The organism is Flavobacterium glycines (assembly GCF_900100165.1).
Classification (GTDB): Bacteria; Bacteroidota; Bacteroidia; order Flavobacteriales; family Flavobacteriaceae; genus Flavobacterium; species Flavobacterium glycines.
Genome location: NZ_FNEO01000008.1, coordinates 1 through 26,164, shown reverse-complemented (window position 1 = coordinate 26,164; position 26,164 = coordinate 1). Strand labels below are relative to the sequence as shown.

General features: G+C 33.4%; 21 protein-coding genes and 1 pseudogene. 14 read left to right on the top strand and 8 right to left on the bottom strand.

All coding sequences use genetic code 11. From position 1 onward, the window contains the following. The 3 genes from BLR17_RS14450 to BLR17_RS14440 are packed head-to-tail and all read right to left on the bottom strand — an operon-like array spanning position 1 to position 3,325. Positions 1-963: an MlaD family protein gene (locus tag BLR17_RS14450; protein WP_066329042.1), complete on the bottom strand. Its 963-nt coding sequence runs from the start codon at positions 961-963 to the stop codon at positions 1-3. 48 nt (positions 964-1,011) lie between these two features. Continuing rightward, a complete protein-coding gene (locus tag BLR17_RS14445) occupies positions 1,012-2,169 on the bottom strand; it encodes an N-acetylmuramoyl-L-alanine amidase family protein (RefSeq protein WP_066329176.1) in 1,158 nt (385 codons plus the stop codon). Between the two features lie 58 nt (positions 2,170-2,227). Continuing rightward, positions 2,228-3,325: an N-acetylmuramoyl-L-alanine amidase family protein gene (locus BLR17_RS14440; RefSeq protein WP_083189508.1), complete on the bottom strand. Its 1,098-nt coding sequence runs from the start codon at positions 3,323-3,325 to the stop codon at positions 2,228-2,230. A gap of 136 nt (positions 3,326-3,461) precedes the next feature. On the opposite strand from BLR17_RS14440, the gene BLR17_RS14435 reads away from it, so the two are divergent. Then, positions 3,462-6,167 (top strand): putative LPS assembly protein LptD, encoded by a 2,706-nt coding sequence (locus BLR17_RS14435; RefSeq protein WP_371859333.1) that lies wholly within the window; start codon positions 3,462-3,464, stop codon positions 6,165-6,167. A 56-nt stretch (positions 6,168-6,223) separates the two neighbouring features. Continuing rightward, the gene (locus tag BLR17_RS14430; RefSeq protein WP_066329038.1) at positions 6,224-6,604 is read left to right on the top strand and encodes a RidA family protein; all 381 of its coding nucleotides are present in this window, start codon (positions 6,224-6,226) and stop codon (positions 6,602-6,604) included. Here the strand turns inward: BLR17_RS14430 and BLR17_RS14425 are convergent. From BLR17_RS14425 to BLR17_RS14405, 5 genes are all read right to left on the bottom strand, one after another. After that, positions 6,594-6,968: a methylglyoxal synthase gene (locus BLR17_RS14425; RefSeq protein WP_066329036.1), complete on the bottom strand. Its 375-nt coding sequence runs from the start codon at positions 6,966-6,968 to the stop codon at positions 6,594-6,596. The genes BLR17_RS14430 and BLR17_RS14425 overlap by 11 nt on opposite strands. Positions 6,969-6,973: 5 nt before the next feature. After that, positions 6,974-7,825 (bottom strand): N-acetylglucosamine kinase, encoded by an 852-nt coding sequence (locus tag BLR17_RS14420; protein ID WP_066329034.1) that lies wholly within the window; start codon positions 7,823-7,825, stop codon positions 6,974-6,976. Between the two features lie 148 nt (positions 7,826-7,973). After that, positions 7,974-8,978, bottom strand: a complete 1,005-nt coding sequence (gap, locus tag BLR17_RS14415; protein WP_066329033.1) for a type I glyceraldehyde-3-phosphate dehydrogenase — start codon at positions 8,976-8,978, stop codon at positions 7,974-7,976. A gap of 79 nt (positions 8,979-9,057) precedes the next feature. Beyond that, on the bottom strand, positions 9,058-10,044 hold the full coding sequence (pfkA, locus tag BLR17_RS14410; RefSeq protein WP_066329032.1) for a 6-phosphofructokinase: 987 nt from the start codon (positions 10,042-10,044) through the stop codon (positions 9,058-9,060). Between the two features lie 262 nt (positions 10,045-10,306). Continuing rightward, positions 10,307-14,683, bottom strand: coding sequence for a translocation/assembly module TamB domain-containing protein (locus BLR17_RS14405; RefSeq protein WP_083189505.1), 4,377 nt, complete (start codon positions 14,681-14,683; stop codon positions 10,307-10,309). 264 nt (positions 14,684-14,947) lie between these two features. On the opposite strand from BLR17_RS14405, the gene tsaD reads away from it, so the two are divergent. The 12 genes and pseudogenes from tsaD to BLR17_RS14345 form a co-directional block, all read left to right on the top strand. After that, positions 14,948-15,970, top strand: coding sequence for a tRNA (adenosine(37)-N6)-threonylcarbamoyltransferase complex transferase subunit TsaD (tsaD, locus tag BLR17_RS14400; protein ID WP_066329029.1), 1,023 nt, complete (start codon positions 14,948-14,950; stop codon positions 15,968-15,970). 3 nt (positions 15,971-15,973) lie between these two features. Next, positions 15,974-16,681, top strand: a complete 708-nt coding sequence (locus BLR17_RS14395; protein ID WP_066329027.1) for a 16S rRNA (uracil(1498)-N(3))-methyltransferase — start codon at positions 15,974-15,976, stop codon at positions 16,679-16,681. 144 nt (positions 16,682-16,825) lie between these two features. Further along, positions 16,826-17,464, top strand: coding sequence for a DUF4159 domain-containing protein (locus BLR17_RS14390; protein ID WP_066329026.1), 639 nt, complete (start codon positions 16,826-16,828; stop codon positions 17,462-17,464). 4 nt (positions 17,465-17,468) lie between these two features. After that, positions 17,469-17,972, top strand: coding sequence for a TrmH family RNA methyltransferase (locus BLR17_RS14385; RefSeq protein ID WP_066329024.1), 504 nt, complete (start codon positions 17,469-17,471; stop codon positions 17,970-17,972). 34 nt (positions 17,973-18,006) lie between these two features. Further along, positions 18,007-19,098: an AI-2E family transporter gene (locus tag BLR17_RS14380; RefSeq protein WP_066329023.1), complete on the top strand. Its 1,092-nt coding sequence runs from the start codon at positions 18,007-18,009 to the stop codon at positions 19,096-19,098. 2 nt (positions 19,099-19,100) lie between these two features. After that, on the top strand, positions 19,101-20,282 hold the full coding sequence (locus tag BLR17_RS14375; RefSeq protein WP_066329022.1) for a THUMP-like domain-containing protein: 1,182 nt from the start codon (positions 19,101-19,103) through the stop codon (positions 20,280-20,282). Between the two features lie 14 nt (positions 20,283-20,296). Beyond that, the gene (locus tag BLR17_RS14370) at positions 20,297-20,863 is read left to right on the top strand and encodes a hypothetical protein (protein WP_066329021.1); all 567 of its coding nucleotides are present in this window, start codon (positions 20,297-20,299) and stop codon (positions 20,861-20,863) included. Positions 20,864-21,218: 355 nt separating this feature from the next. Beyond that, complete coding sequence (locus BLR17_RS14365; RefSeq protein WP_066329018.1) at positions 21,219-22,256, top strand: tyrosine-type recombinase/integrase; 1,038 nt, start codon at positions 21,219-21,221, stop codon at positions 22,254-22,256. 152 nt (positions 22,257-22,408) lie between these two features. After that, positions 22,409-23,812, top strand: coding sequence for a HEPN domain-containing protein (locus BLR17_RS14360; RefSeq protein ID WP_066329017.1), 1,404 nt, complete (start codon positions 22,409-22,411; stop codon positions 23,810-23,812). A 178-nt stretch (positions 23,813-23,990) separates the two neighbouring features. Then, entirely contained in the window at positions 23,991-24,998 is a 1,008-nt protein-coding gene (locus BLR17_RS14355) for an STM3941 family protein (protein ID WP_066329016.1), read from the top strand. Between the two features lie 58 nt (positions 24,999-25,056). Continuing rightward, the gene (locus tag BLR17_RS14350) at positions 25,057-25,719 is read left to right on the top strand and encodes a DUF6438 domain-containing protein (RefSeq protein ID WP_139068392.1); all 663 of its coding nucleotides are present in this window, start codon (positions 25,057-25,059) and stop codon (positions 25,717-25,719) included. A 150-nt stretch (positions 25,720-25,869) separates the two neighbouring features. Then, positions 25,870-26,164: pseudogene (locus BLR17_RS14345) on the top strand (hypothetical protein); the annotation flags it as partial.

Genomic DNA, 26,164 nt, shown 5'->3' with positions numbered 1-26,164 from the left:
TTATTTTTTAGCTTTCGAAATGGTGTCATTAGGACCTTTGTAAGGTTTGTTTTTCTTTCCAAAAAGAGAAACATTCACATATCTGGTTGGATATAAACGTACATCCTGAAGCAATAATTCTAACTCCTTTGAAGTATTGGATAAATTATTATAAAAAGCTTCATCCTTCAACAATTTCCCCATACTTCCATCGCCGGCTTCAAGACCAGCCATAATACCATTTACCTTTGCTAAAGTAGTATTAAGACTTTTAACTGTTTTTCCTAAATCGGCTTTATTTATAGAATCGGAAATTTTTGAAAAATTATTGGATACCTTATTAAAATTAGATACCATACCACTAATTTGCGTTTTGTTTTCAGCAATTAAAGAATTCACTCCAGATGAAGCCTGGTGAAACTGCTCCAATGTTTTGCTTAAATTAGCGAAGCTTTTCTTTAAATCTTGTTGCGTATTTTTGTCCAAAACAGTATTAACACCAGTAAGTAATTTATCGGCATTAACTAATAATTTTTCGATTTTATCCTGAAGAGGAACTAATTTTTTGCTCAAAGACTCAGTCATTCCTAAGCGAACATTCCCTATTAACTTATCGCCTTGTTTAACCACAGATTTATCTGAAAAATCAGGTTCAATTGCAATTTGTTTTCCTCCGATAAATCCAGGCTCATAAATAGTAGCAGAACTTTTTTTAGAAATAGGAAAATCAGTTTTAATATGCATTTCCACTAATAATCTTCCATTAGAAGGATTGATAGAGATTTGTTCTATTTTACCGATAACCAAACCATTTATAGTTACCGCAGCAGAAGGAGATAAACCTTCAACACTATCATATTCAACATACAATGTAGTATAACTGTTAAAAAGATCTCTGCCTTTTAAAAAACTGTACCCCCAGATAAATAATAAAATTGCTGCGATTACTAAAATTGCAGTCTTAATTTCTCTTGTTAATTTCAAAATAGTAAGTATTTAGTGCAAATTTAATATAAATATTAGAACTTGACGTTATTTAATTGCATCCTGAATATCGATTTCGGTGCCGTTTTTGTAAGCAATTAAAAAAGCAGAATCAAAACCTTTAGCTTTTACTTCTGCTAAAAGTTTTTTTGAATCTTCATAATCAGTAGTTTCCCCGTAGGTATATTTATAACTTTTACCAAAAGATTCCATAGCGACATTTTTCAATCCTTTGAAATTTTTAGGATGCAATTCTAATTTTCTTTTAGAAACCGCCAATTGAACCTTAAAAACAACACCCGAATTGACTTGTGCAGATTTATTTTGATTAGAATTATCCGAATTAGAATCCGATTTTGTATTAGCAGCCGAATCTTCTGACTGTTCCAGCATTCGTTGTGAAGGTTTCACCGAATCGGTATCGCCACCTGCTCCGAAATACTCATTTTTATAACTAATAATCGCATTAGCAATAGCTCTGGCAATATCATTCTGACCTTCTTCTGAATCTAAGATATTACCTTCAGCATAATTAGATATAAATCCCATTTCTATCAAAACCCTTGGCATGTATGCTTTATGCAATACCATATAAGGTGCCTGTTTTACACCACCTCCTCTAATTTTTTTTCCTAAAAGAGCAAATTGATCTTCTACCTTACTGGCCAGAGAAATACTATTATCGAGATACTCTTCCTGCATTAAGGTAAAACCAATCATAGTTTCGGGAGAATTGGGATCAAAACCTTCGTATTTTCTCTTATAGTCCTTTTCCAGAGTAATTACCGAGTTCTCTTTTTTAGCCGCTTCTAAGTTAGAAGCAATTTTAGTCATACCCATCACATAAGTCTCTGTTCCGTCGGCAGCTGTATTTCTATTAGCATTACAATGAATAGAAACAAATATATCAGCATTGGCGCGATTAGCGATATTAGCTCTTTCTACTAAATCGATAAAAACATCCGTTTTACGGGTATATATAACATCTATTTTAGGATATGCTTCTAAAATTTTACCCACCTTTAGTACTACAGCCAAGGCAATATGTTTTTCAACATGACCGTTATAAGCCGCACCAAAATCATGATCCCCATGACCTGCATCTAATGTAACCTTAAAATTCTGATCGGATTGTGAAAAAACAACACCACTTACCATCATCATTAAAGCAGCAAGCAATACATGAGTTTTTCTATAATTATTCATTCGTTTCAACATAAAATTTTTACAAATTTACAAATTTAGTCCTTAATTTCTAGCAACATTAGCGTACTCTCGAGCTTTTGCCGTCTTTAATTTGTACAATAAAAGCATCCGAGTAACCTTTGTTTTTAGCTTCTTTTTCCATTTTCTTCGCTTCACTTATATCCGATGTTTCACCATACATGTATTTATAAATACTATCCCCCTGCATACTTGATATGTTTTTCAAACCTTTAAAATTACTGGACACCAAACTTAATTTTCTTGGACTTACTGCAATCTGAACTTTATAAACCGTATCGTTTGAATTATCGCCTTTAGTGTCTTTAGTCTTTTTTGAGATAATAGTTTCAGATTTTTGAGAAACTTCCGAATAGTTTTTAGCATCTCCAAAATATTCATTTTTATACCTAATGATTGCTTCCGCAATTCCCTTAGCCATTTTCTCCTGCCCCTCATCCGAATTCAAAAAAGCACCTTCTTCCTTATTGGAAAGAAAACCTAATTCAATTAAAACACTTGGCATATAAGCCGCATCCAAAACCCAAAGTGGCTGTTGCTTCACTCCTCTTGAATGCCTATTGAGATGTTTTGTAAAATTACCCTGTATTTTAGTAGCCAAATCGATGCTGCTGTTCAAATTCTCTTCCTGCATCATTTTCAGGCCAATGAGTGATTCCGGTTTTTTAGGATCAAATCCCAGATATTTTTCTTTATAATTTTTCTCTAAAAGAATAACGGAGTTTTCATTTTTAGCCACTTCAATATTCATATCACTGCGAGACAATCCCATCACAAAAGTTTCCGTACCCGAAGGCCCAAAATTCTTAACCGAATTACAATGAATCGAAACAAAAAGCTTAGCATTAGCCTTATTGGCTATTTTTGGTCGTTTTTCCAAGTCAATAAACACATCAGTTGTACGGGTGTAAATTATTTTAAAATCCCTGTCTTTCTCAAGATACTCTCCTACCTTCAATGTGGTTTTTAAAGCAATTTCTTTTTCTTTATAACCATGATACGTATTTCCGGGATCTTTTCCCCCGTGTCCGGCATCTAAAATGATTGTAAAACTGTGTTTTTTTTGCGAAAAAACTGAATTACAAAGAACTAACATCAAAATAACACTTAAAAGTGGGTTCCTATAATTGATTTTCATCCGCAAAAGTTAATTTTAATTAAAACGTATTTCCTATAGAAGTATTATTTACTTATTTTTGACCAGTTTTTGACCAAAAATCAGATTCGATTTAAGAAGACAAAAACCGAACCATAATTTTACAAAAATAGCATTTATACCTTTGCACACAAACTTATTTCATATCGTTTTATTATCATTTTTCCTAACATTTGGGGCATCTGACATATATTCACAAGATATTTCTAAAAAAAGAAAGCCAATTACTGAAATTCAACCAAAAAAAGGATCAGTAACAGATAGTAAAGCAAAAACCACTGTAAACGATACAGTTAAAAAAGAAAAAGACAGTATTAAAACCGATAGTATAAAACCTAAAAAGGCTTTTCTTGAAGGAAAAGTAAAATACAAAGCTGATAAATACGCTAAAATTGATCAAAAACGTAAATTAATTACTCTTTATGATAATGCCGAACTTTATTACCAGGATATAGAACTAAAATCAGGTAAAATTGTAATGGATTATGAAAAAAACGAAGTTTATGCAGGTAGAATTAAGGACTCTACCGGAAAATACACCCAATACCCCAACTTCAAACAAGGTTCAAATGTAGTAGAACCGGACTCAATTCGTTTTAATTTCAAAACCAAAAAAGCCCTTATCTGGAATTCCAGGACAGACCAGGGAGAATTTAACGTAAAAGCAGCTATCACAAAAAAAGAAAACGATTCGGTTTACTTCTTAAAAGGAGCCCGCTTTACCACTTCTACTAATAAAGAAAATCCGGAATATTATTTCAGAACCTCAAAAGTAAAATTCATCCCCGGTAAAAAAGTAATTACAGGACTCACTAACCTTGTTATTGCCGATGTGCCTACTCCTATAGCCTTGCCTTTTGCTTTTTTTCCAATGAATAAAGAAACCAGTGTTTCGGGATTGATATTACCTAGTTATAACGACTCAAATACACGTGGATTCTCTTTACAAAACGGAGGATATTATTTTGCTTTAAGCGATCATTACGACTTGACCGTTTTAGGAGATTATTATACCAATGGAAGTTACGGGATGCGATTTGAATCTTCTTATGCCAAGAGATATAAATTTAGAGGAAATATAAACGTTCGTTTTGAAAACCTTATCAATAGTGAAAGAGGTTATCCGGATTATTCCAGACAAAATATTTACAATATTCAATGGTCGCATTCCAGAGATTCTAAAGCAAATCCAAATTCCAGTTTCTCTGCTTCTGTTAATATGGGTAGCAGTAAATATTTTAGACAATCTATCAATCAATCCAATGTAGGTTCTTCATTAAACAATACTTTAAGTTCTTCGATTTCCTATTCGAAAACATTCAATATTATCCCTCAGGCCCGATTATCTTTATCGGCAACACACTCACAAAACACGCAAACCGAATCCATCAACATGACACTTCCTACCTTACAGTTTAGTTTGGACAGAATGTACCCTTTTGTTGGAAAAGATGGAGTTAAAAAAGGATTCTTTAAAAACATCAACTTACAATATAATTTAAACGGTAGAAATTATATCAACACAACCGACTCTTTATTTTTCAAACCAGAAATGTTCAAAGATGCTAAAATAGGCTTCCAACACAGTATTCCGTTAAGTACCAATTTCAAATTATTCAAATACTTTAGTGCTACTACATCAGCTAACTATGAAGAGATTTGGTATACAAAAACAATTCGAAAATCCTATGATAGTGACAAAAGTACTGTTGTAGACAGAACCGTAAATGGTTTTGACGCTTTTAGAACCTATAATTTCTCTGCCAGTTTAGGAACTACTATATATGGTACTTTTAATTTTGGTGAAAATAAAAAAATACAAGCCATCAGACACGTAATTCGTCCTTCATTCTCTTATGCTTACACACCAAGCTTTGAAAAATATTACGACACCTATTCTTCTGATGCAAGTGGTAAAATGGATAAAAAATACACCCGTTTTGAAGGTGGTATATTTGGCGCTCCGGGTTTAAGCAATTCTAACATATTGGGAATTAGTGTAAGTAATACTTTTGAAGCTAAGGTTACCGATAGTGACACCACGAAAACAGAACCTAAAAAAGTAATGTTGTTAAACAATTTAAATTTCTCTACAAGTTACAATTTAGATGCTGATGGAGTTACCACACTAGCCTGGTCACCTGTCAGAGTAAGTACAGGAGCTCAGTTTTTTGAAAACAAATTAAATGCTAATTTAGCTGCCACCTTGGACCCTTATGCCATTGATAATTCAGGTCAGCGAATTAACAAATACAATATTGAAAACGGTGGAAGCTTGTTTAGAATGACAAGTGCCAATATTACTTTGAACTATGCGCTTTCCAGCAAAGACAAGGATAATAAAAAAGACAAATCCAAAGAATCACAAACCACAAGAAACGGTGGTCGTGAAGATGATCTTTTTGGAACCGCTACTGATCTAAATGATAACAGAAAAAGTATGTTTGACGGAAGTGAAGAAGAAGGCGAAGACACAGTTTCTGAATTTTTCCGCTCAAAAATCCCATGGGACATGACCTTTGCTTATTCTTTTACGTACAGCAATAACAATCGTGAAAATAAAATCTCAGGAAACTCACTAATGATTTCAGCTAATACCGACTTAACTTCTAAGTGGAAAGTAGGTATTTCTACAGGATACGATTTTGTTCAAAAAGGTGTAACTTACACTCAATTACGCTTTGAACGCGATTTAGCAAGCTGGAGAATGAGTTTTAACTGGACTCCGTTTGGAACCAATGCGAACTGGAATTTCTTTATCGGAATTAAATCAGGAATCTTAAGCGATATTAAATGGGAAAAACGCAATTATCCTAACCGATAATTTTTCCTAAAATATAAATACGGTATATTTTTCACTTCTAATAAATTGATATCAAAATGAAAAAAATAATTTTCACAGAAAATGCACCAGCTCCTATTGGTCCCTACAATCAGGCAGTGCTTACAGGAAATATGCTTTATACTTCCGGACAAATTGCAATTAACCCTGCCGACGGGACTTTAGTAACTTCATCCATTGAAGCCGAAACAAAGCAGGTTATGAAAAATATAAAAGCTATTTTGGAAGCAGCAGGAATGACTTTTGAAAACGTAATCAAGTCCACAATTTTCATTATGAATATGAACGATTTTGGCACTATCAATACCGTTTATGGTTCTTATTTTAATGAAAAAACCGCTCCAGCTCGTGAAACGGTTCAGGTGGCATGTTTGCCTAAAAATGTAAATATTGAAATCTCTGTAATTGCTACAATCTAGTCGCAATAGCATCTAACAATAATTGAGCGGTAGCTTCATTAGTTGCCAATGGCACATTATGCACATCACATACACGAACCAGCATATTAACGTCTGGTTCATGTGGGTGACTTGCCAAAGGATCTTTAAAAAAGAAAACCATATTGGTTTTACCTTCAGCTACTCTACCCGCAATTTGTGCATCACCACCAAGAGGCCCCGAAAGCATTTTTGTTACTTTAAAACCTGCTTTTTCAGCTCTTCCCCCAGTTGTTCCTGTAGCAATAAGCTGAACACTCTCTTTAGATAAAATATCTTTATTTTTATTTAAAAACTGAACCATGTCAGCCTTTTTTCCATCGTGTGAAATAATAGCAATTTCCATAATTCTTATTGATTAGCTACGTGAAACGAAATCAATCCATCAATAGGTCTTCTCAATACATTCCCTAATTCCAAATTGTATTTATCAAAAGCATGTTGTAATTCATCTTTTAAATAAAACGCAATAGAACCTACAAAATGTACCGGAACCTCATGGCAATTATCATATTGCATCACATAATTTTTAATAAAAGATTTCATTCCTTTTCGAATGATTTTTTGGCAAAATTCCGTATCCTTATGTTGGATTAAAAACTTAGCAAATGTCGCTAAATAAGCATTCGGATTTTCTTCTTTATATAATTTACTTTTAATAAAATCCGGATCAACATTAAATTCTTTTTCAAATTCAACTGCTAAATCCTTCGGCATTTTATTGAAATAGTATTTTCTGATTAATTCTTTTCCAAAAACATTTCCACTGGCATCATCCATTACAATATAACCTAACGATTGTACCTTTTGATGTAATTTTGACCCATCAAAATAACTGCAATTAGAACCTGTACCTAAAATACATACAATCGCTTTTTGATCTTTAGGAGTCGTTGCATACACTGCAGCATACGTATCCTCTTCAACTACAACTTCAGCATTTACAAAATACTTTTGAAAAACTTCTTTCAAAGCAATTTTCATTCTGTCCGTTCCGCATCCGGCACCATAGAAAAACAAATGAGTTGCCGTTTTTTTGCTTTGCTGTAAGTCAAAACGATCATCAACACGTGCTATAATTTGATCTCCTTCCAGAATTTCAGGATTTAACCCTAAAGTTTGGGTAGTAAACAATACTTTTCCCTGATCGTCTATTGCAATCCAATCAGCTTTAGTAGAACCACTGTCAACTATTAATTTCATTTATTTTAGTTTTTTTTAGATTAGTGTTTTTAGATTTTAGTTTCCCTTTAATTAAAAATGTGTTTTTTACAATTAATTAAAGATATAAAAATAGAAAATCCCGTTAAAATAATTAATAACGGGATTCTCTAATATAATTATTTCTGGATTATTTTAATCCGGCAATATGAACTGACAAATCAATTAATTTGCTAGAGTATCCATACTCATTATCATACCAAGATACTAATTTGAAGAAAGTAGAGTTCAATCCAATTCCTGCAGTAGCATCGATGATAGATGTTCTTTTGTCAGAAATAAAATCTTGAGAAACAACTGCATCTTCAGTATATCCTAAGATACCTTTCATGTTAGTTTCAGAAGCATTTTTCAAAACAGCCATAATTTCTTCATAAGAAGTTTCTTTAGCTAATTTTACAGTTAAATCTACTGTAGAAACGTCAGCAGTAGGAACACGGAAAGCCATACCAGTTAATTTTCCATTCAAAGAAGGAATAACTTTTCCAACAGCTTTAGCAGCACCTGTAGAAGATGGGATGATGTTAATAGCAGCAGCACGTCCACCTCTCCAGTCTTTTCTTGAAGGACCGTCAGCAGTCATTTGAGTTGAAGTTGTAGCGTGAACTGTAGTCATTAAACCTTCAACGATTCCAAAATTATCATTGATAACTTTAGCTAAAGGAGCTAAACAGTTAGTAGTACAAGAAGCGTTAGAAACAACTAAATCAGAAGCTTTTGCAGTTTCGTGGTTTACTCCCATTACAAACATTGGAGCATCAGCAGAAGGAGCAGAAATGATTACTTTTTTAGCACCACCTTTTAAGTGCTCGCTTGCAGTATCGATAGTTGTGAAGATACCAGTACATTCAGCAACTACATCAACATCAACTTCGTTCCATTTCAAATCAGCAGGGTTTCTTTCAGCAGTGATACGGATATTTCTTCCGTTTACATATAATTTACCTTCTTTTACTTCAACTGTTCCGTTAAATTGACCGTGAACAGAATCGTATTTTAATAAGTAAGCTAAGTGATCTACATCTAATAAGTCGTTGATTGCAACTACCTCTACATTGTCTCTGTTAAAAGACTCTCTGAAAACAATTCTTCCGATTCTTCCGAAACCGTTTATTCCTAATTTTACTTTTGACATTTCTTTTATTTATTTATTGTTTATTATTTGATTGACAAAATTCCGGCAAATTTAATAATTAATTTTGCTACAATTTTTTTTAAGTTGTGATAATATCTGAAACACGCAATAATTCACGATCGATTTCTGACTTTCCTTTGATAGCTAATGATAAAGGTGTAAGATTTACCGAATCATTTTTTAATCCTACCATAAAATTAGAAACCCCATCTAATAAAGATTCAACCGCTTTAACTCCTAAACGACTAGCTAAAACTCTGTCAAAACAAGATGGTGAACCACCACGTTGCATGTGTCCTAATACAGATACACGAACATCATACTCTGGCAAATTAGCATCAACATAATCTTTTAATTCGAATACGTTTTTACCAATTTTATCTCCTTCTGCAATTACAACAATACTGGATGATTTTCCGGATGCTTTACTTTTTTGAAGTGATTCCAACAAACGATCTAATCCTAAATCTTCTTCTGGTATTAAAATTTCCTCAGCACCACCTGCAATTCCTGCATTCAAAGCAATGTGTCCGGCATCTCTTCCCATTACTTCTACAAAGAATAAACGGTTGTGAGAACTGGCTGTATCTCTAATTTTATCAATACAGTCCACTACAGTATTCAAAGCGGTATCATATCCTAAAGTATGAGTTGTTCCGTAAATATCATTATCGATAGTTCCCGGAATCCCCATAACCGGAAAATTATATTCCGAATTAAAAATCAAAGCTCCTGTAAAAGTACCATCTCCTCCAATGACTACTAAAGCTTCAATTCCGGCTTTCAAAAGGTTTTCATGAGCCTTTTTTCTACCTTCAGGAGTTCTGAATTCAGCTGAACGCGCCGATTTTAAAATCGTTCCTCCTTTATTAATAATATTATTTACACTGCGAGGTCCCATTTCTTCGAAGTCACCTTCAATCATCCCCTGATATCCTCTGTAAATCCCAACACATTCAATATTATGATACGCACAGGTTCGAACTACTGAACGTATTGCGGCATTCATCCCCGGTGAATCTCCACCTGAGGTTAAAACACCTATTTTTTTAATTGATTTTAGCATAGTTTTAGTTTTGAAAGGTAAAATTAAGAAACATAAATTACTTTAAAAGCTTCTGTTTTATTATTTTAACTATTTATTATAAATTCAAACGTTTTCGTTAATAAGTTTTAAAAAAAACAAAAAATGCCTTATTTTTTTTAACAGAAATCGATTTTTATAGATTTTAACTAAGAATAACCTATTATTTATATTTATTTAACATTTTGTAAAAACAGATAACTATTAATCACAGCCTCTGTTTTTTTTGCAAAACTTTAAATTATTAATCCTCTTCAGTACCTACTGCTTCTGAATTCCTTTTCACCTCTTCTTTTTTCGGAGACTTACTATTATTAAAATTAATAAATTCAGGTGTAACATTAGAATCCTGAAAATACTCATTTAAACTATCCGTTTTTTGAATACGATACTTTTTGAATATTTTACTGACCAACTCTCTAAAAGTATCAAAATCAACTTCATAAGTCAATCCTACCCCCTGAGTATATCCAATCCCCTGTCCTATATAATTAATATCATTTTCCCTGTTAAATAATCGCAGATTCATTGTTCCATCCTGATTTACTCTATACAGAACTTCAACATCACCTACAACTGCTGATTGATTAATTCCCCCAAAAGGAACCCCAACCTTCCCGTTAATAGTAATACGTTCATTAATTTTAGAAGAAATGGTTGCTACTACCCTGCCATCGGTTTCTTTACCAATTCTTCTATCCCGTGAAACATAATTTAAACCAACTTTAAACTTATCATTATCGGTTTTCAAAATATCCCCTAACAAACTGGAAGCTGTTTCAAACAAACTTCCGGAGAAATCCGACTGATTCACCCCTTCCGGACTCAGGAAGCCACCTGAAGATAATAAATACAAAGCCTGTGTTTGTCGCACATCTTTATCATACAATTTATATTGTATTTCCGATTTCAAAACATTACTCACTGTTGGAAATTCAATATTAAAATCAGGATCCGGACTCGCTAAATCTCCCTGGATTCCAATAACCACATCAACAGGAACTTTTCTGTTAAAAGAGGAATTATCTAAAAGTACAGCCGGATTTGCAATCGTTTTATACACCGCTTGTAAATTTAACTGTGCTCGCATTGGATTTCCTTCCCATATAATAGAACCGCCTTTTCTAACAGCAAACTTTTTATCAATTAATCCTCCGTATTTAAAATTATAAGTTCCTTCATAAGCCTGATAATCCCCCCACATTTGAAATTTCCCCAGCGTATTAATTTTAAACAATAACGAACCATAGCCTTTCCCACGCATTCCATGACCTGTGTTTCTGTCTAAAATCACTTCAACTTCAGCATCCGGAGTAATATCCAAATCAAACTCTAATTCCAGTCCGTTATATTTATGGCTATTTTCAAGAATACCCATTTTATTATTATACTTTTCTTTCTGGGTTAAAAAGTGTATAAACGAATTTTCACCTACACTCTCCGCATAATTAATTGGTATCTTAACATCTGAACCTTTTTCGGATTTGGCAGCAATTTTAATAAATAACGAATTAACAGGCCCTTTTATAGAAGCATTACCATTAATAAATGCCGTTCCATAATAAGCTGCATCCTCGGAATCTTTGGTGTCTAAAACCACTAATTTCTTAGAACTGATGTCAAAATCCAATTTCCAATCCGAAAAATTATGATGCTCAATAGTACCATTCAACAAACCTTTAGTATTGAATTTGGAATCAGTAATAGTATTGTTTCTAAACATAAACTTCTCATCGACCAAATCAACAATAGAACGATCGTTCAACTGATAATCAACATTTAAATATGGAATAGTCATTCCTGCTTTATCAACAAACAATCGACCACTCACTTTAGGCTTGTTTACATCCCCTGTAATAACTGAGTTTCCTGTTACAAAACCTCTGATATTCGACAAAACCTCTCCACCCAAAGAACTAAAAACGCCTAAGTTAAATTTATCCAAAGTTAGTTTTAAATCCAGAATCGTCTTTTTATTCACAATTTCGAAACTTCCGTTTGCATTAAGCGACTCCAGATTATCATTATTCAAATAGGAATCAATAGTAAATTTCTCTAGACTTTGATCTCCCTCGATGTTGAATTTCAAAACACCTAAATCCGTTTTATTAATATTCAGCTTATCAATAACTAATGAAGCTGTAGGCTTATAAATTTGATTGTTTTGTTTAAAATGAACCGCACCATTTACATTTCCGTTAAAGACAAACTTACTACTCAAAGGTGTAATCTTGTACAAATCGACATTATCAAAACTAAGTTCCAAATCCTTATTTGTCCTGCCGTTTATCTCTCCTTTCAAAGTAACCGACTGATTTTCGTGAGACAATATAATATCATCAAATTTGAAATTCTTCAACATTTTGTCGAAAACAATTTTATTGTCCGGGCTGTCTTTTTGATTCAGGTACCAAAAATTCTCTTTGAACTTCATCTCCGATTTACTTATCCCAACAACGTTGTTATTATTCTTATCAATGGTATGATACAAGTTCAAACTGAAAAAATCCTCACCTTTTTCTCCTCCTTTAAATTCAGAACGAAACAGCAAAGTATCTTTAGTCGTAATATTAATAAGGCTAAAATCACGCATCTTATAATAAGGTGTTTTAATACTATCTAATTCCACATAGGCATTATACAATGGATTTTTATTGTCTACTGACACCCGAATATTATCAAAAGTGTTTTTAGCATAAGTAATTTTAGGCGAATTAAAATTCATCTTAAATTCCTGTGTATCGGATTTAATAGAACCTTTTAAAACAGTATTGGTCCCCAAACCAATTTCAGGATATAAAATTTCAATAATTTTATTATAAACCGTAAAATTAAATTTCAAAAACTGTCCTTTAATAACCTTCTCCGGTTTGAAATTAGTATACAAACTTCCCAAAGAATTTCTTGTCAGCTTACCTAATTCTTTAAACTGAAAACGTCCCACCATCTGCCCTTCTACAATATCCGGAGAATCGATTGTCAGGGTTCGAATTCCTTTTGAATCAAAAGTGGAGTTAATATTAAAGTCATCAAAAACATAAGTATCTTTCGTATTTTGATACGAAGTTTGCTTGATATAAACATTCCCCTGCAAATTTTCGATGGTATTTCCGGTAAGTTGTACCACAACATCTCCTTTAAAATTAGAAATACTATCGTTTACAAATTGCAATTTATTTAGGTTAGCCCGCTCAACATTAATATGAAAATCATATTTATTTTCCTTAGCACTCAAATCCACTAATCCATCAAACTCCATAGCTAAATTTGGATCTGCAACCGAAATCTGTCCTTTATAATAAGGCAACTTAAAGTTTCCATTAACTTTAATATTGTTATAAGTATAGGATTGATAATCCATAGTACGAATATCACCCACTATTTGAGTATTCAAATATTTCTCAGTAAATCCTCGTCCATCAGCATTCACATCCATCGTAACCTTACCTAAATCCTCACGATTTAGAAAAGTCCCCACATCAAAATTTTCAAAAACCACATTTCCGTTATAGGTTGCCTTATCGATAAAATCGATATCCTTCATCGAAAAAACAGACTGCACTCTCCCTAGTTCTGTTTTCATATTCAAAGCTGCATCAACAGCAGAAGCCGTCAACTGAATATTCCCTTCCATCCAGCAATTCCCCAGCGTCTCGATTTGTTTTGGTAATTTTTTACCCATAAACTCCGGCATCAAATGCACCAGATTACCATAATTAGTTTCAATACGGCTAAAATTTCCATCCATAAAAAATCGCTGATGCGCTTTTCCAAAAATATTCAGGAAATGAATATCTCCTTCCATTCGCGAACGATTGGAATCCACCATTTTCAAACGACTGATATACAAATTATTCAGAGTTCCTTTCATACCAGCACGACTGATATTAAAAAACTGATTTGTCCCCATACCGTTGTAAAAACACCTAACATCATTGGTTCCTACGCTGGCAGAATGAATTTTTATATCCCATTTTACATTATCATTAAAATGAGCAAAATCTTTAATCTTATAATTTAAAGTTACTTCAGCTTTTATTTTAGAATTAGGTGTTTTTAAATCTAAATTTTTAAGCTGCATTTTTTTCTTGGTATAACTAAAAACCGTGCTTAAATCCTCGGCAAACAAACCTCGATAATCCAGAAAGGACAAATGATCTATTTTTATATCTACATCGGGACCGTAGAGTTTAAAATCAGTCAATTCGGCATTTACCTTTGTAAATTCAGCATCTTTAGGATTAGGGCGATTGTAATCATAAAATCTAAAATGAGCTCTGCTGATATAAGCCTTATCCGAAATAAATAGTGTATGCTTTCCGGATGGTGGTTTTCCCGAATCAAAAGATTCGATAAAAACATCCATGTTGGTTTTCTTTTCGTTTTTATAGGTTTTCATATCAAACAAAACCCCATCCAAACGAATGATCTTAAAAATCAAATCACCTTCTAAAACCGCATTAACATCCAAAAGATTCGTATTCAAAATTTTCGAATAAATCAAGGTGTCTTTGTGATGATCCAAAATCAACACATTTTGAATTTTTACACCGCCAAAAACAGAAACCTTAACTTTGTCTATCGAAATATGAGTTCCAAAATCATTATTGATACGATTCATCAAATACTTCCCAACTTTGGTCTGGACCGCAGGCAACGACAAAGCAATACCGAGAGCTAACAAAAGAATGATCAGCCCAAGAATTATATTTGAAGTTATTTTAATCGCTTTTTTGATATGCTCTGCTGTTATAGTGATGAAATATTATTTTGCCCAAGGAAAGAGCGAAACCTTTAATAAAAATTCTTTAATTTTGGCTGCGCCGTAAAATTATAAAAAATAAAATCGGTTTCTAAAAAGATAATCCAAAATTTGTGCCTTTTTATGCTAAATCCCGAGGTTTACATTCTTGCTGTCGAAAGTTCTTGTGACGACACAGCCGCAGCTGTCTTATGTAACGACAAAGTACTGTCAAATGTTGTTGCTAATCAACTTATTCACAACCAATACGGAGGTGTCGTTCCCGAACTGGCTTCACGAGCACACCAACAAAATATTGTACCTGTAATTGATGCCGCTTTGAAAAAAGCAAACATTCAAAAAGAACAATTATCAGCAATTGCTTTTACTCAAGGCCCGGGACTTATGGGGTCTTTGCTTGTAGGAAGTTCATTTTCCAAATCGATGGCGTTGGCATTAGGAATTCCTCTTATTGCTGTTAATCATATGCAAGCCCATATTTTAGCGCATTTTATTGACGAAGAAGGTTACGACAAACCCGAATTTCCTTTCTTAGCCTTGACTATTAGCGGCGGACATACCCAAATTGTAAAAGTCAACAACTTTTTTGACATGACCATCATAGGCAAAACTACGGATGATGCCGTAGGAGAAGCTTTTGACAAAACAGCTAAAATCTTAGGACTTCCTTATCCCGGCGGTCCTTTGGTCGATAAAAATGCTCAATTGGGAAATCCAAAAGCCTTTGCATTTACCAAACCTAAAGTACCAGGATTAGATTTTAGTTTTTCCGGTTTGAAAACAGCAATCCTGTATTTTATCCAAAAAGAGAAACAAAAAAATCCAAATTTCATTGACGAGAACATTAACGATATTTGTGCCTCTATCCAATATACCATTATCGAAATTTTAATGGACAAATTAAAAATGGCGGTCAAAGAAACCGGTATCAAACAAATCGCTATTGGAGGTGGCGTTTCGGCCAATTCAGGCATTAGAAACACACTAAAAGAAGCCGAACAAAAGTACGGTTGGAAAACCTTTGTCCCAAAATTTGAATACACTACCGATAATGCTGCCATGATAGGAATTGTAGGTTATCAAAAGTTTTTGTCTCAAAATTTCGAAAATGCTTCAGTAGTTTCTAAAGCACGAATTCAATTCTAAACTATGCAATTATTCTACAATCCAACTATTGACGAGCAAACGGAATCTTTTTCTTTTGACAAGGAAGAGAGCAAACACATCATTAAAGTTTTACGTAAAAAAGATGGCGATATTTTATTTGTAACTAATGGATTAGGTTATTTATTCGAATGTGAAATCACTTTAGCATCGGATAATAAATGCACGGTTAAAATAAATTCGTTTGAGAAAAAACCAACTCCAAAATTCCATTTACATTTGGCCGTTGCACCTACAAAAATGAACGACCGTTACGAATGGTTTCTGGAAAAGGCAACCGAAATTGGTATTCAGGAAATCACACCAATAATTTGTGATCGTTCCGAGAGAAAAGTGATTAACAAAGAACGTTTTGATAAAATCGTTTTGTCTGCTTTAAAACAATGCAACGAAGCGTACTTGCCGAAACTAAACGAAGCTATCAGTTTTAAGGAATTCATCACTAAACAACAAAACAAAGGTTTACAATTGATTGCTCACTGCGAAGAAACCGATAAAAAAACATTAAAATCAGTTTTAAAAACCAATGAAGATGTTACTTTACTTATAGGTCCTGAAGGAGATTTTTCGGTTAAAGAAATCGCGCTGGCATTAGAAAACAATTACATTCCGGTTTCTTTAGGCAACACCAGATTAAGAACCGAAACGGCTGCTGTAGTTGCCTGTCATAGCGTGGTTTTTTTTAATGAATAGTAGGTTGAGAAGTTATGAGTTATGAGTTATGAGTTATGAGTTAAAACACAAAAACAAACAACCAACAACAGACAACCAACAACAGACAACCAACAACCAACAACAGACAACAGATAACAGAGAACTGACAACAAACGAAGCAAGATGAAAAAACGCTATCTTATTTTATTATTGATTTCTTTCGCTTCCTTTTCCCAGGAAATCGCCTTAGTAAAATACAGCGGCGGTGGCGATTGGTATGCCAATCCTACTTCGCTGCCTAACCTGATTCGTTTTTGCAACAGCAATATCAACACTACAATCACTCCAAAGCCAACTACCGTAGAACCCGGAAGCCCTGATTTATTTTCCTATCCTTTTGTTCACATGACCGGACACGGCAACGTGGTTTTCAGTCCTTCAGATGTTGAAAACCTTCGAAAATATTTAAAAGGCGGCGGCTTTTTACATATTGACGACAACTACGGCATGGACGAATACATCCGAAAAGAAATCAAAAAAATATTCCCTGACAAAGCCTTAGTCGAAATTCCGGCTACGCATGCTATTTTTCAAAAACCCTTTCTGTTTGCGAATGGTTTACCCAAAATACACGAACACGACGGCAAACGCCCGCAGGCTTTTGGCATCTTCATAAACAACCGATTAGTACTGCTGTACACTTACGAATGCGATTTAGGCGACGGCTGGGAAGATGCCGAAGTACACAATGATCCTTTGCCTGTTCGTGAAAAAGCCTTAAAAATGGGCGCCAATATTATTAACTACATTTTCAATAATTAATCAGGTGCAATTAACTCACGAAGAAAATCAGTTTCAACCAAGACAATTTCCTGTTACGCTGGTTTGCGACCACATTTATTTCCAACAAAATATCGGTTCGTTGTTTCGAATTGGCGAAGCTTTTGGTATTGAAAAAATTATCTTTTCAGGTAAAGACATTCCACTGAATCCCAGAAAAATAAACAAAACCAGCAGGAGTACTCATTTACATGTTGTACATAGTGTTTTTGAAGACAACAAAGCGCTAGTTACACACCTACAGGAACAACAATACGAAATCATTTCTTTGGAAATCGCATCCAACAGTAAGGCTTTAAAAGAAGTTCAACTGCCAGTCAATAAAAAAATAGCTTTGATAATTGGAAGCGAAATCAACGGTATCAGTGAAGAACTATTAAGTATTTCTAACCAAATTGTACACATTAATATGTTTGGTCAAAACAGCAGTATGAATGTCGTTCAGGCAGCCGGCATTGCTTTATATGAAATAACCTCTAAATTGATTTGATATTTTTTATCTTTATAAACTAATTAACTGATAAATGATTACATCAAAAACCATTTCACAAGGAATTTTAAAAGCCGTAGCCACTTTAGTTTTAGTTTGTGCCGCTTTGTATTTTATCTATAAAATCCAAACTGTTATTTTATACATTACCGTTTCTTTGGTGCTTTGTTTGATTGCAAATCCTTTCACTGTCTTTTTAAAGAAAAGATTAAAGTTCAGCAACCTATTAGCCACAATTACAGTGTTATTTATTTTTGTACTAAGCTTAATTGGCTTTGTTTTATTATTTGTTCCTTTAATCATTTCGCAGGCACAAAATCTCTCTTTATTAGACACTAATATGCTTCAAAATCAAGTAAGCATTATCGAAGCCAATGTAGAGAACTACTTCAATTTACACCAAATTGATGTGAAAAAAATAGTAAGCAATTCTGATTTTTCATCCAAAGTAGATTTCAATTATTTTACCGATTTTTTGAATTCTGTAATCAATACCATCGCTAATTTTGGAATGGGAATCGCTTCGGTTTTCTTTATTACCTTCTTTTTTCTGAAAGACCAACGCTTCTTTAAAGAAAAAGCCAAAATGATTTTGCCTGACCAAAACGAGGACAAAATCCTAAATTCCGTTGAAAAAATCAATCATTTACTGGCGCGATACCTTACCGGATTACTCATTCAATTACTCGTGGTTTTCATTATGTATTTTATTGTCCTTCTTATTTTTGGCAATGAAAACGCACTGATAATTGCTTTTTTATGTGCTTTGCTTAATGTAATACCTTACATCGGCCCTATTATAGCTACGGTTTTAGCCGCAATACTTACCTTAATAAGCAACATTGGAGCTCACTTTAGTACCGAAATGCTGCCAACAACTATTTATGTAGTCATAGGTTTCTTAATCGTTCAGGTGATTGATAACAATGTCAGCCAACCCATTATTTTCTCCAAAAGCGTTAAATCACATCCGCTGGAAATTTTTTTGGTAACACTCATTAGCGGAATTACCTTTGGTATTTTCGGAATGGTCGTAGCTATCCCTATTTACACCAGTTTAAAAGTAATTGCCAAAGAATTTTTTCCAGACAACAAAATTGTCGCCGTTCTAACTGAAAACATCTAAAATTGCAAGATTCTATTTTACATACCGAAATTCAGGCCTTTATCAATAACAATATCAATGCTTCAATTTCCAAATTAGCTTTACAAAAAAATCCTTTTCCTAATGTTGAATGGAAATTGATTTTGAATCAAATTGAAGCCAAAGCCAAAGCCAAAGAAAAATTACCAACATGGTTTCAAGCGGAAAACATTCTTTTCCCTTCAAAAATTTCGGTAGAACAAACCTCTTCCGAAGCTACTGCTTTGTACAAAAGCCAGCTGGTTTCCGGAGAAAGCCTGATTGATTTAACAGGAGGTTTTGGTGTGGACGATTATTATTTTGCAAAAAAAATAAAATCAGTAACGCATTGCGAAATCAATTCGGAACTGTCACAACTTGTACAACATAATTTCAGTCAGCTTCAGGTCTCAAATATCAAATGCTGTTCCGGCGACAGCACTACAACTTTAAAAAATACCGAGCAAAAATGGGATTGGATATACATTGATCCTTCCCGTCGTAACGATGCCAAAGGCAAAGTTTTCATGCTCAAAGACTGCCTGCCTAATGTACCCGAAAATCTGGATTTTTATTTCGAAAAGTCCAATGCGATACTGATAAAAACAGCACCTTTATTGGATATTTCAGCAGGATTATCCGAATTAAAAAATGTCAAAAACATTCATATTATTGCACTGGAAAACGAAGTTAAAGAGCTTTTATGGGAATTACACCGTGATTATACGGGTGCTATTAACCTAAAAACCGCTAATATCACCAAAAATGCTGTCGATACTTTTGATTTTGTGATGCAACAGGAAATGAGTTATCCCGCTTACAGCCTGCCGCTAAAATACCTGTACGAACCCAATAGCGCCATTATGAAATCAGGCGGATTTGATGCCATTTCCGCTCATTATAACATCCATAAACTACACAAACATTCACATCTTTATACTTCGGATACATTAATCGATTTTCCGGGACGAATTTTTGAAATCAACGCCGTTTTCCCTTATAACAAAACCGAAATGAAAAACCAGCTGAGCGGTAAACAATGCAATATCACCACGCGTAATTTTCCCGAAACAGTCGAAAACATCCGAAAAAAATGGAAAATTAAAGATGGCGGAACTTCCTATTCTTTTTTTACAACCGATGTAAATACTAACAAAATAGTAGTATTTTGCGCCAAAATAAAATAAAACAAACAAATCGAATGAAACAACTATTACTAACCGCACTATTTTTTATTTCCCTGAGCGCTCTGGCACAAACGCCCTGTGATTATTCCAGCAACGTAAAAGATTCTATAGGAACCTACAAACAAACCCGCGAATACCTGATGTCCGAAAAAAACTTTGGCGGTACATCCAGCTATATTTTTTGTACTCTGGCATCTACTGACGGACTGCCAACACTGAATGTTCAACTCATTCAAAAAAGCAAAGGATTTATCAAAGCCAATTGTTTTGATAAAAATTCTAAACTTTTTCTGCAACTCAACAACGGCAAAGTAATTACACTTTTACACATCAATATGGAATATTGCGGCAGTATGCTGCGCGACGAAAAAGGCTTTGACAACCGTATCATTGTAGGAACTTTTATGTTTATGAAAGGCACCATGGCCGATTTAAAATCCTCTCCGGTTTCCCTGATGCGCATCAAATACCTGACCGACACCGAAGATTATATCATCAAAAAAGAAGTAGTTTCGGAACTCAACGGCAAAACCTACCAGCCCGAAACCTATTTCATGAACAATTTACACTGTATCGAATAATAAAACCACAATCCGATTGTCCCTGGCAGTCGGATTTTTTCATTCTGTCCCGATAGTTATCGGGATGTTTCAGAATCTCTTTTTTGTGGCGTGCCCACGTCTCCGTTACACTCCATCGGGGTCGGGCTCTTGGCTTTATCTCTCCTCTCGTCCTAAAAGACGAGATTCGAGGATACCGCCTCAAATAAAATGCACTGAACACAACAAAAAATAAAACTTAGTGAAATAATCCCTCACGCAAAAGCTGCTCACGAGAAAATTTGTTATTGTTATTACTATTGCTATTGCTATTGTTATTGACATTGCTTTTTGTAATTGTTATTTCAGTACATTTAAGTCAGAAAATCAATTCATTATGAAATGGTCCGCTAAGGTTATCAAACACAAAGGAGAAAATAGAATTGCTGTCTATTTTGAAAAAAATGCGGACTTGATTGCACGCATCAAAAAAATTGACGGCGCCCGATGGAGTCAGACACTTATGGCCTGGCATATTCCGGATACCGAAGAAAACAGAGTCCGGTTCAAAATAACACCAATATCTCAAACCATTCCTTCGGAAGAAGCGCAAATACAAATAGAAAAATTCAAACAATGGATGCGTTCCAAACGTTATAGCGAAAACACGATTACTACCTATTGCGAAGCTTTAAAATCTTTTCTGGTATTTTATCGAGAAAAAGCCATTACCGATATTACAAATCAAGATGTAATTATTTATAACAATGAGTATATTTTGAAAAATAATTTATCCGCTTCCTATCAAAACCAAATTGTTAATGCTATAAAGTTATTTTTTAAAATCGTTCTTCATTCGAAAATGATAATTGAAGAATTGCAACGACCTAAAAACGCAAAAAAATTACCTATGGTTTTGAGCAAAGAAGAAACCTTTAAGCTCATAGATGTAACAACCAATTTAAAACACAAAACATTATTAGCCTTAATTTACTCAGCCGGTCTCCGAATTAGCGAAGCAATAAACATGAAAATAACAGATATCGATAATCAGAGAATGTTAATTCATGTAAAAAATGCCAAAGGCAAAAAAGACCGCTACACACTATTATCAACTAAAGTATCCGAATTATTAAAAGAATATTACGCAGTCTATAAACCTAAAACTTTCATTTTTGAAGGACAAAATAATGAACAATACAGTAGTAGAAGCGCGCAATCAATATTACAGCAAGCTGCAAAAAATGCAAGCATTTCAAAAAAAATTAGCTTACATACTTTACGCCATAGTTTTGCAACCCATTTATTAGAAGCTGGTACCGATTTACGCTATATACAGGATTTATTAGGACACAGCAGCCCTAAGACTACCATGATTTACACTCATGTTAGTAGCACCTCATTAAAAAAAATCACCAACCCTTTTGATATGTAAGAAAAAAATTTATTTTTGTAAAGCACATTAAAAAATAATGCGCAATAATAATAACAAAAACATGCGCATAACATGCCAATAAAGGATATAACTAGTCCAATTTATGCGTATATATACTAGTTGGGCATAATTATAGACAACCTTAAAACTGAATGAAAGATTCTAAACTCTTTGAATTATTAAAAGATTTTGTATTTAAAGTTTACCCATTAATTCAACCAGCAATTAACGAAAGGTATATTAAACCAAAATATGATAAATATCCAAGCTTATCATTTAACGAAAATGGAATGCCTAGTCTTTCTGAATATTCTCCAAATTCACCTTATAAAATTACAGAAATCTTTAGGAAATGGGGAATGTCATCTGAAATAAACCTTGACGAAATTATTGAATATAATAAATGTTGTGAATACCTTGAAAATCATAATGAATTCAGAAACTCATTTTTCCCAGAAAACATAAGTACTCCAAAATCAGCCAAAAGTTTATTCGATTTTTACATCAAAGAAAAACCAATAGAAATATTAGAAAGATATTTTCTATTAAACCTTGAAAAGGAAGAAAGTGAAAAATTGTTGTCAAATATCTACTCTGAATTTGAAAACTATATTTATTCCGAAAATTTACACTTTGACATTGGAATACCAATTTTATTTTTAAAGTGTTCAGAAGATTACTTTGAAATTGCTGAGAATATAATCGTCAGAAAAATTAGTGAAGAAAACCACAAAGCAAGATTTACAGTGAAAAGTTATTCACCTGCAATTTTAGACCCAATAATATCCTCAGCAACTCATGAATTAGTTTTTAGAAACTATTTTATTAAAAAGCAACCTAGTTTTGGTTATACAAACCTCGATTATGAATCTGCTTACCCAATAGATAAATTTGAAAAATTTTTCAATGCTATTAAACTAGTAACAAATGAAAATTCAGGTTTTGCACAAGTGCTTGTTTATCCACATAAATGGAATGACATTTTCAATATGGACTTGCCAAAAATAAAAGGAATTTCATTGAAAAAGTATCCTAACTACTTCGATAATTTTTATTGGAATACTAAAGACCTTCCACAAATAAGTAAATCTGATCTAGAAAATATCGGTAAAATCTATTTAAACCTACTCAAAAATGAAAACAATAAAATTCGAATTTCGGACAAAAGATTACGTTATTCATATTTAAGAGACAATGAAGAAGATAGTATTTTAGATATTATAATTGCTCTTGAAACATTATTAAGTGACAATGACAAAGGTGAATTGACATATAAACTTTCTATGAGAATAGCTAAACTATTATATTTTCACAATGAAAAATATGACTCAATTGAGACTTTTGAAATTATGAAAAAAATATATGATTATAGGTCTGCTGTAGTGCACGGTTCAAGTAAAGTAAATTCAAAAAAAGAAATAAAAATAGAAAAGGACAAGAAGAGTATTAAAACTATATCTATTGCGAATGACTATTTGAGAGAGGTTTTAAAAATTTTGATTTTAAATCCAAAATATCTTGATCCTAAAGAGATTGATAATTTAATATTAAAATAACTATGCCCAACATGCGTTTAGCGAGATTGCGAATTTTGTGGTAAAATCACGTTTACGTCTCGCAAGAAATTTTATCTTTAACAGAAAATAATCAGTTCCGAACTTCGCAACCTCGTCAAGCGCAGGAACGTTGGCGGTAATATTAACAGACCCGACCGTAACGACAGAGAAACATTAAATGACCGAAATAAAACTATATAAAACAACAACCAAAGGACTGAAAATTATCGGTATGAGTTTGCCATTCGTAGCAATTGGTCTATGGATGATAACTCAAGAACCAGTTGGGACGACACCATACATTATGGGTTGGGTTTGCACTTGTTTTTTTGGACTTGGAATTCCTGTTGGACTTTTTCAGGCACTTGACAAACGACCTCAAATTATTATTACTGAAAACGGCATATGGGACAGGACAACAAATCAAGACGAAGTAAAATGGGAACAAATTATTGAAGCATATCCACTTGACATTCACGGACAAAAATTTATTGCATTAGTAACTGACGAAACATTTGTTTTCAAGAAGAAACTATACAAGTGGGCAGAAAGAATAAACAAAGAAATCGGTGCACAAAACCTAAACCTACATTTAGGACAAATAAACATTGACGAAATTGAACTGACTAATTTTATTAACCGATTAAGCAAAGAGAATATTGAAGAACGGAGTAAATTGATTAAGACATTTAGAGTTAATAGAACAAGTTTTTCGCAATCAGATTTACAGAAAATCCTTGTTTATGTTTTAATCTCAATAACGCTTTTATTTTTAACTCTTTCAAGTTATGTAGCATTTGGGATAGTAATGGGCGTTATGGGGATTTCAGCAATTACAGCACGTTGGCAACCAGACAATTTGACCATTATAAAATATGCAGGAATTGGGACTTGGCTTGGTGTTGTAAATTTAGTTTTACTCTTCGGGACAATTCAAATATATGACCACATTACCGAAGTCGTGGCTGAACAAGTTGCAATTGAAATTGAAGAGTTCCAAAAGCAAAATACATCTTTCCCGACAGGCATTAAGTCAATCAAAGAGAAACTTGAGCTTAATTTCATAGAGCGTTATTTTGCCGACCAAATTGACTATAAGACACTTGACAATGACTATGTGTTAGAAGCAAATATGCTGTTCGGAAAACGAAGATATTTTGACAAAAACAATAGCGAATGGAGATAAATACTACCGCCAACATGGGTTTGCCGCAAGAGGGGGTTCAGTGGTAAATTGAAGTTTTGTGCTTTTAATTTACATTTGTGGTAGGTTGAAAGTTGGTGCTTCTAAATCCCCACCTGCTGCAAGCCCAAAAACGTTGGCAGTAATATTACCTACTAAAAACAGAAAATGCCGCATGAAAAGACAATTATTTATTATTTTCATTTTGACACTTTTAATATCTTGTACAAAAAAAGAGAAAGATTTTGACTCGTTAGAATATACATATAGTGGAACTTTCTCAACTCTATTTTTAATAAAATTCACAGAAAATGACACGATTTTTTTAAGAGAACATTGGAACGTCTCTGAAAAATATGGAAAAAAATTTCCGAAAGCAAAGACAAATTATTATGCAATACTTACAAAAGAACAAAGAAATCAATTAAGTGATTTAATAAAAAAAATAGATTTTAAAAAAATAAAATCAGAATATTATGAAGATTATTTTGACGGAAGAGCTTATCACGTAATCATAAAAAAAGACGATTTAAAAAAAGCAGTTTTTGTTCATAGCTATAAAGAGCCCAAAGAATTAGATTCTCTTTCAAAGTGGATTTATGCTACCAAAGAGCATTTAAAACTAATTGAGACCAAAAAAGAATTTGATTATAAAAATATTGATAGAGTTTTTCCACAACCTCCACCTCCACCTCCAATTAAAAAAACACTAAATGAAGAATAAATACTACTGCCAACAGCCATTTTGATATAGCTGGAATTTAGTGGAATTATCGTTACGCATCAAGTTTTAATTAAGCCGAAAACTGAGCGGTTACGAACCTCCAGCCATCTCAAAGTGACAAAACGTTAGCAGCAATTATAAACCACATTCATGCAAAATATGAACAAAGCATATTACTTATTAATTGCAATTTTAATCATAAGTTGTAATAGAAAACAGCCTGAAACAAAAAACTCCGAAAAAGTTGCTGACTTTGAAAATATTGTTGGCGCAGGTTATTTGAAACTTACTGCTGATTATGATGAATGTGGAGAATGGGGCGGCCATCACGAAGAAATAAAAATTATTCGCAAAGAGAAAAAACTGTTTGCCGAGATAACTAAAGATAGTGTTGACTGCAAACATTTGGAAAGCCGGAAAGTTGTGGAGAAAAAAAGAATCGAGT

Bases quoted from the DNA above. Each gene is read 5' to 3' on its own strand.
- BLR17_RS14445 (WP_066329176.1), bottom strand. From the start codon at position 2,169: ATGAATAATTATAGAAAAACTCATGTATTGCTTGCTGCTTTAATGATG.
- BLR17_RS14440 (WP_083189508.1), bottom strand. From the start codon at position 3,325: ATGAAAATCAATTATAGGAACCCACTTTTAAGTGTTATTTTGATGTTA.
- BLR17_RS14430 (WP_066329038.1), top strand. From the start codon at position 6,224: ATGAAAAAAATAATTTTCACAGAAAATGCACCAGCTCCTATTGGTCCC.
- BLR17_RS14425 (WP_066329036.1), bottom strand. From the start codon at position 6,968: ATGGAAATTGCTATTATTTCACACGATGGAAAAAAGGCTGACATGGTT.
- BLR17_RS14420 (WP_066329034.1), bottom strand. From the start codon at position 7,825: ATGAAATTAATAGTTGACAGTGGTTCTACTAAAGCTGATTGGATTGCA.
- gap (WP_066329033.1), bottom strand. From the start codon at position 8,978: ATGTCAAAAGTAAAATTAGGAATAAACGGTTTCGGAAGAATCGGAAGA.
- pfkA (WP_066329032.1), bottom strand. From the start codon at position 10,044: ATGCTAAAATCAATTAAAAAAATAGGTGTTTTAACCTCAGGTGGAGAT.
- BLR17_RS14405 (WP_083189505.1), bottom strand. From the start codon at position 14,683: ATGAATCGTATCAATAATGATTTTGGAACTCATATTTCGATAGACAAA.
- tsaD (WP_066329029.1), top strand. From the start codon at position 14,948: ATGCTAAATCCCGAGGTTTACATTCTTGCTGTCGAAAGTTCTTGTGAC.
- BLR17_RS14395 (WP_066329027.1), top strand. From the start codon at position 15,974: ATGCAATTATTCTACAATCCAACTATTGACGAGCAAACGGAATCTTTT.
- BLR17_RS14390 (WP_066329026.1), top strand. From the start codon at position 16,826: ATGAAAAAACGCTATCTTATTTTATTATTGATTTCTTTCGCTTCCTTT.
- BLR17_RS14380 (WP_066329023.1), top strand. From the start codon at position 18,007: ATGATTACATCAAAAACCATTTCACAAGGAATTTTAAAAGCCGTAGCC.
- BLR17_RS14370 (WP_066329021.1), top strand. From the start codon at position 20,297: ATGAAACAACTATTACTAACCGCACTATTTTTTATTTCCCTGAGCGCT.
- BLR17_RS14365 (WP_066329018.1), top strand. From the start codon at position 21,219: ATGAAATGGTCCGCTAAGGTTATCAAACACAAAGGAGAAAATAGAATT.
- BLR17_RS14360 (WP_066329017.1), top strand. From the start codon at position 22,409: ATGAAAGATTCTAAACTCTTTGAATTATTAAAAGATTTTGTATTTAAA.
- BLR17_RS14355 (WP_066329016.1), top strand. From the start codon at position 23,991: ATGACCGAAATAAAACTATATAAAACAACAACCAAAGGACTGAAAATT.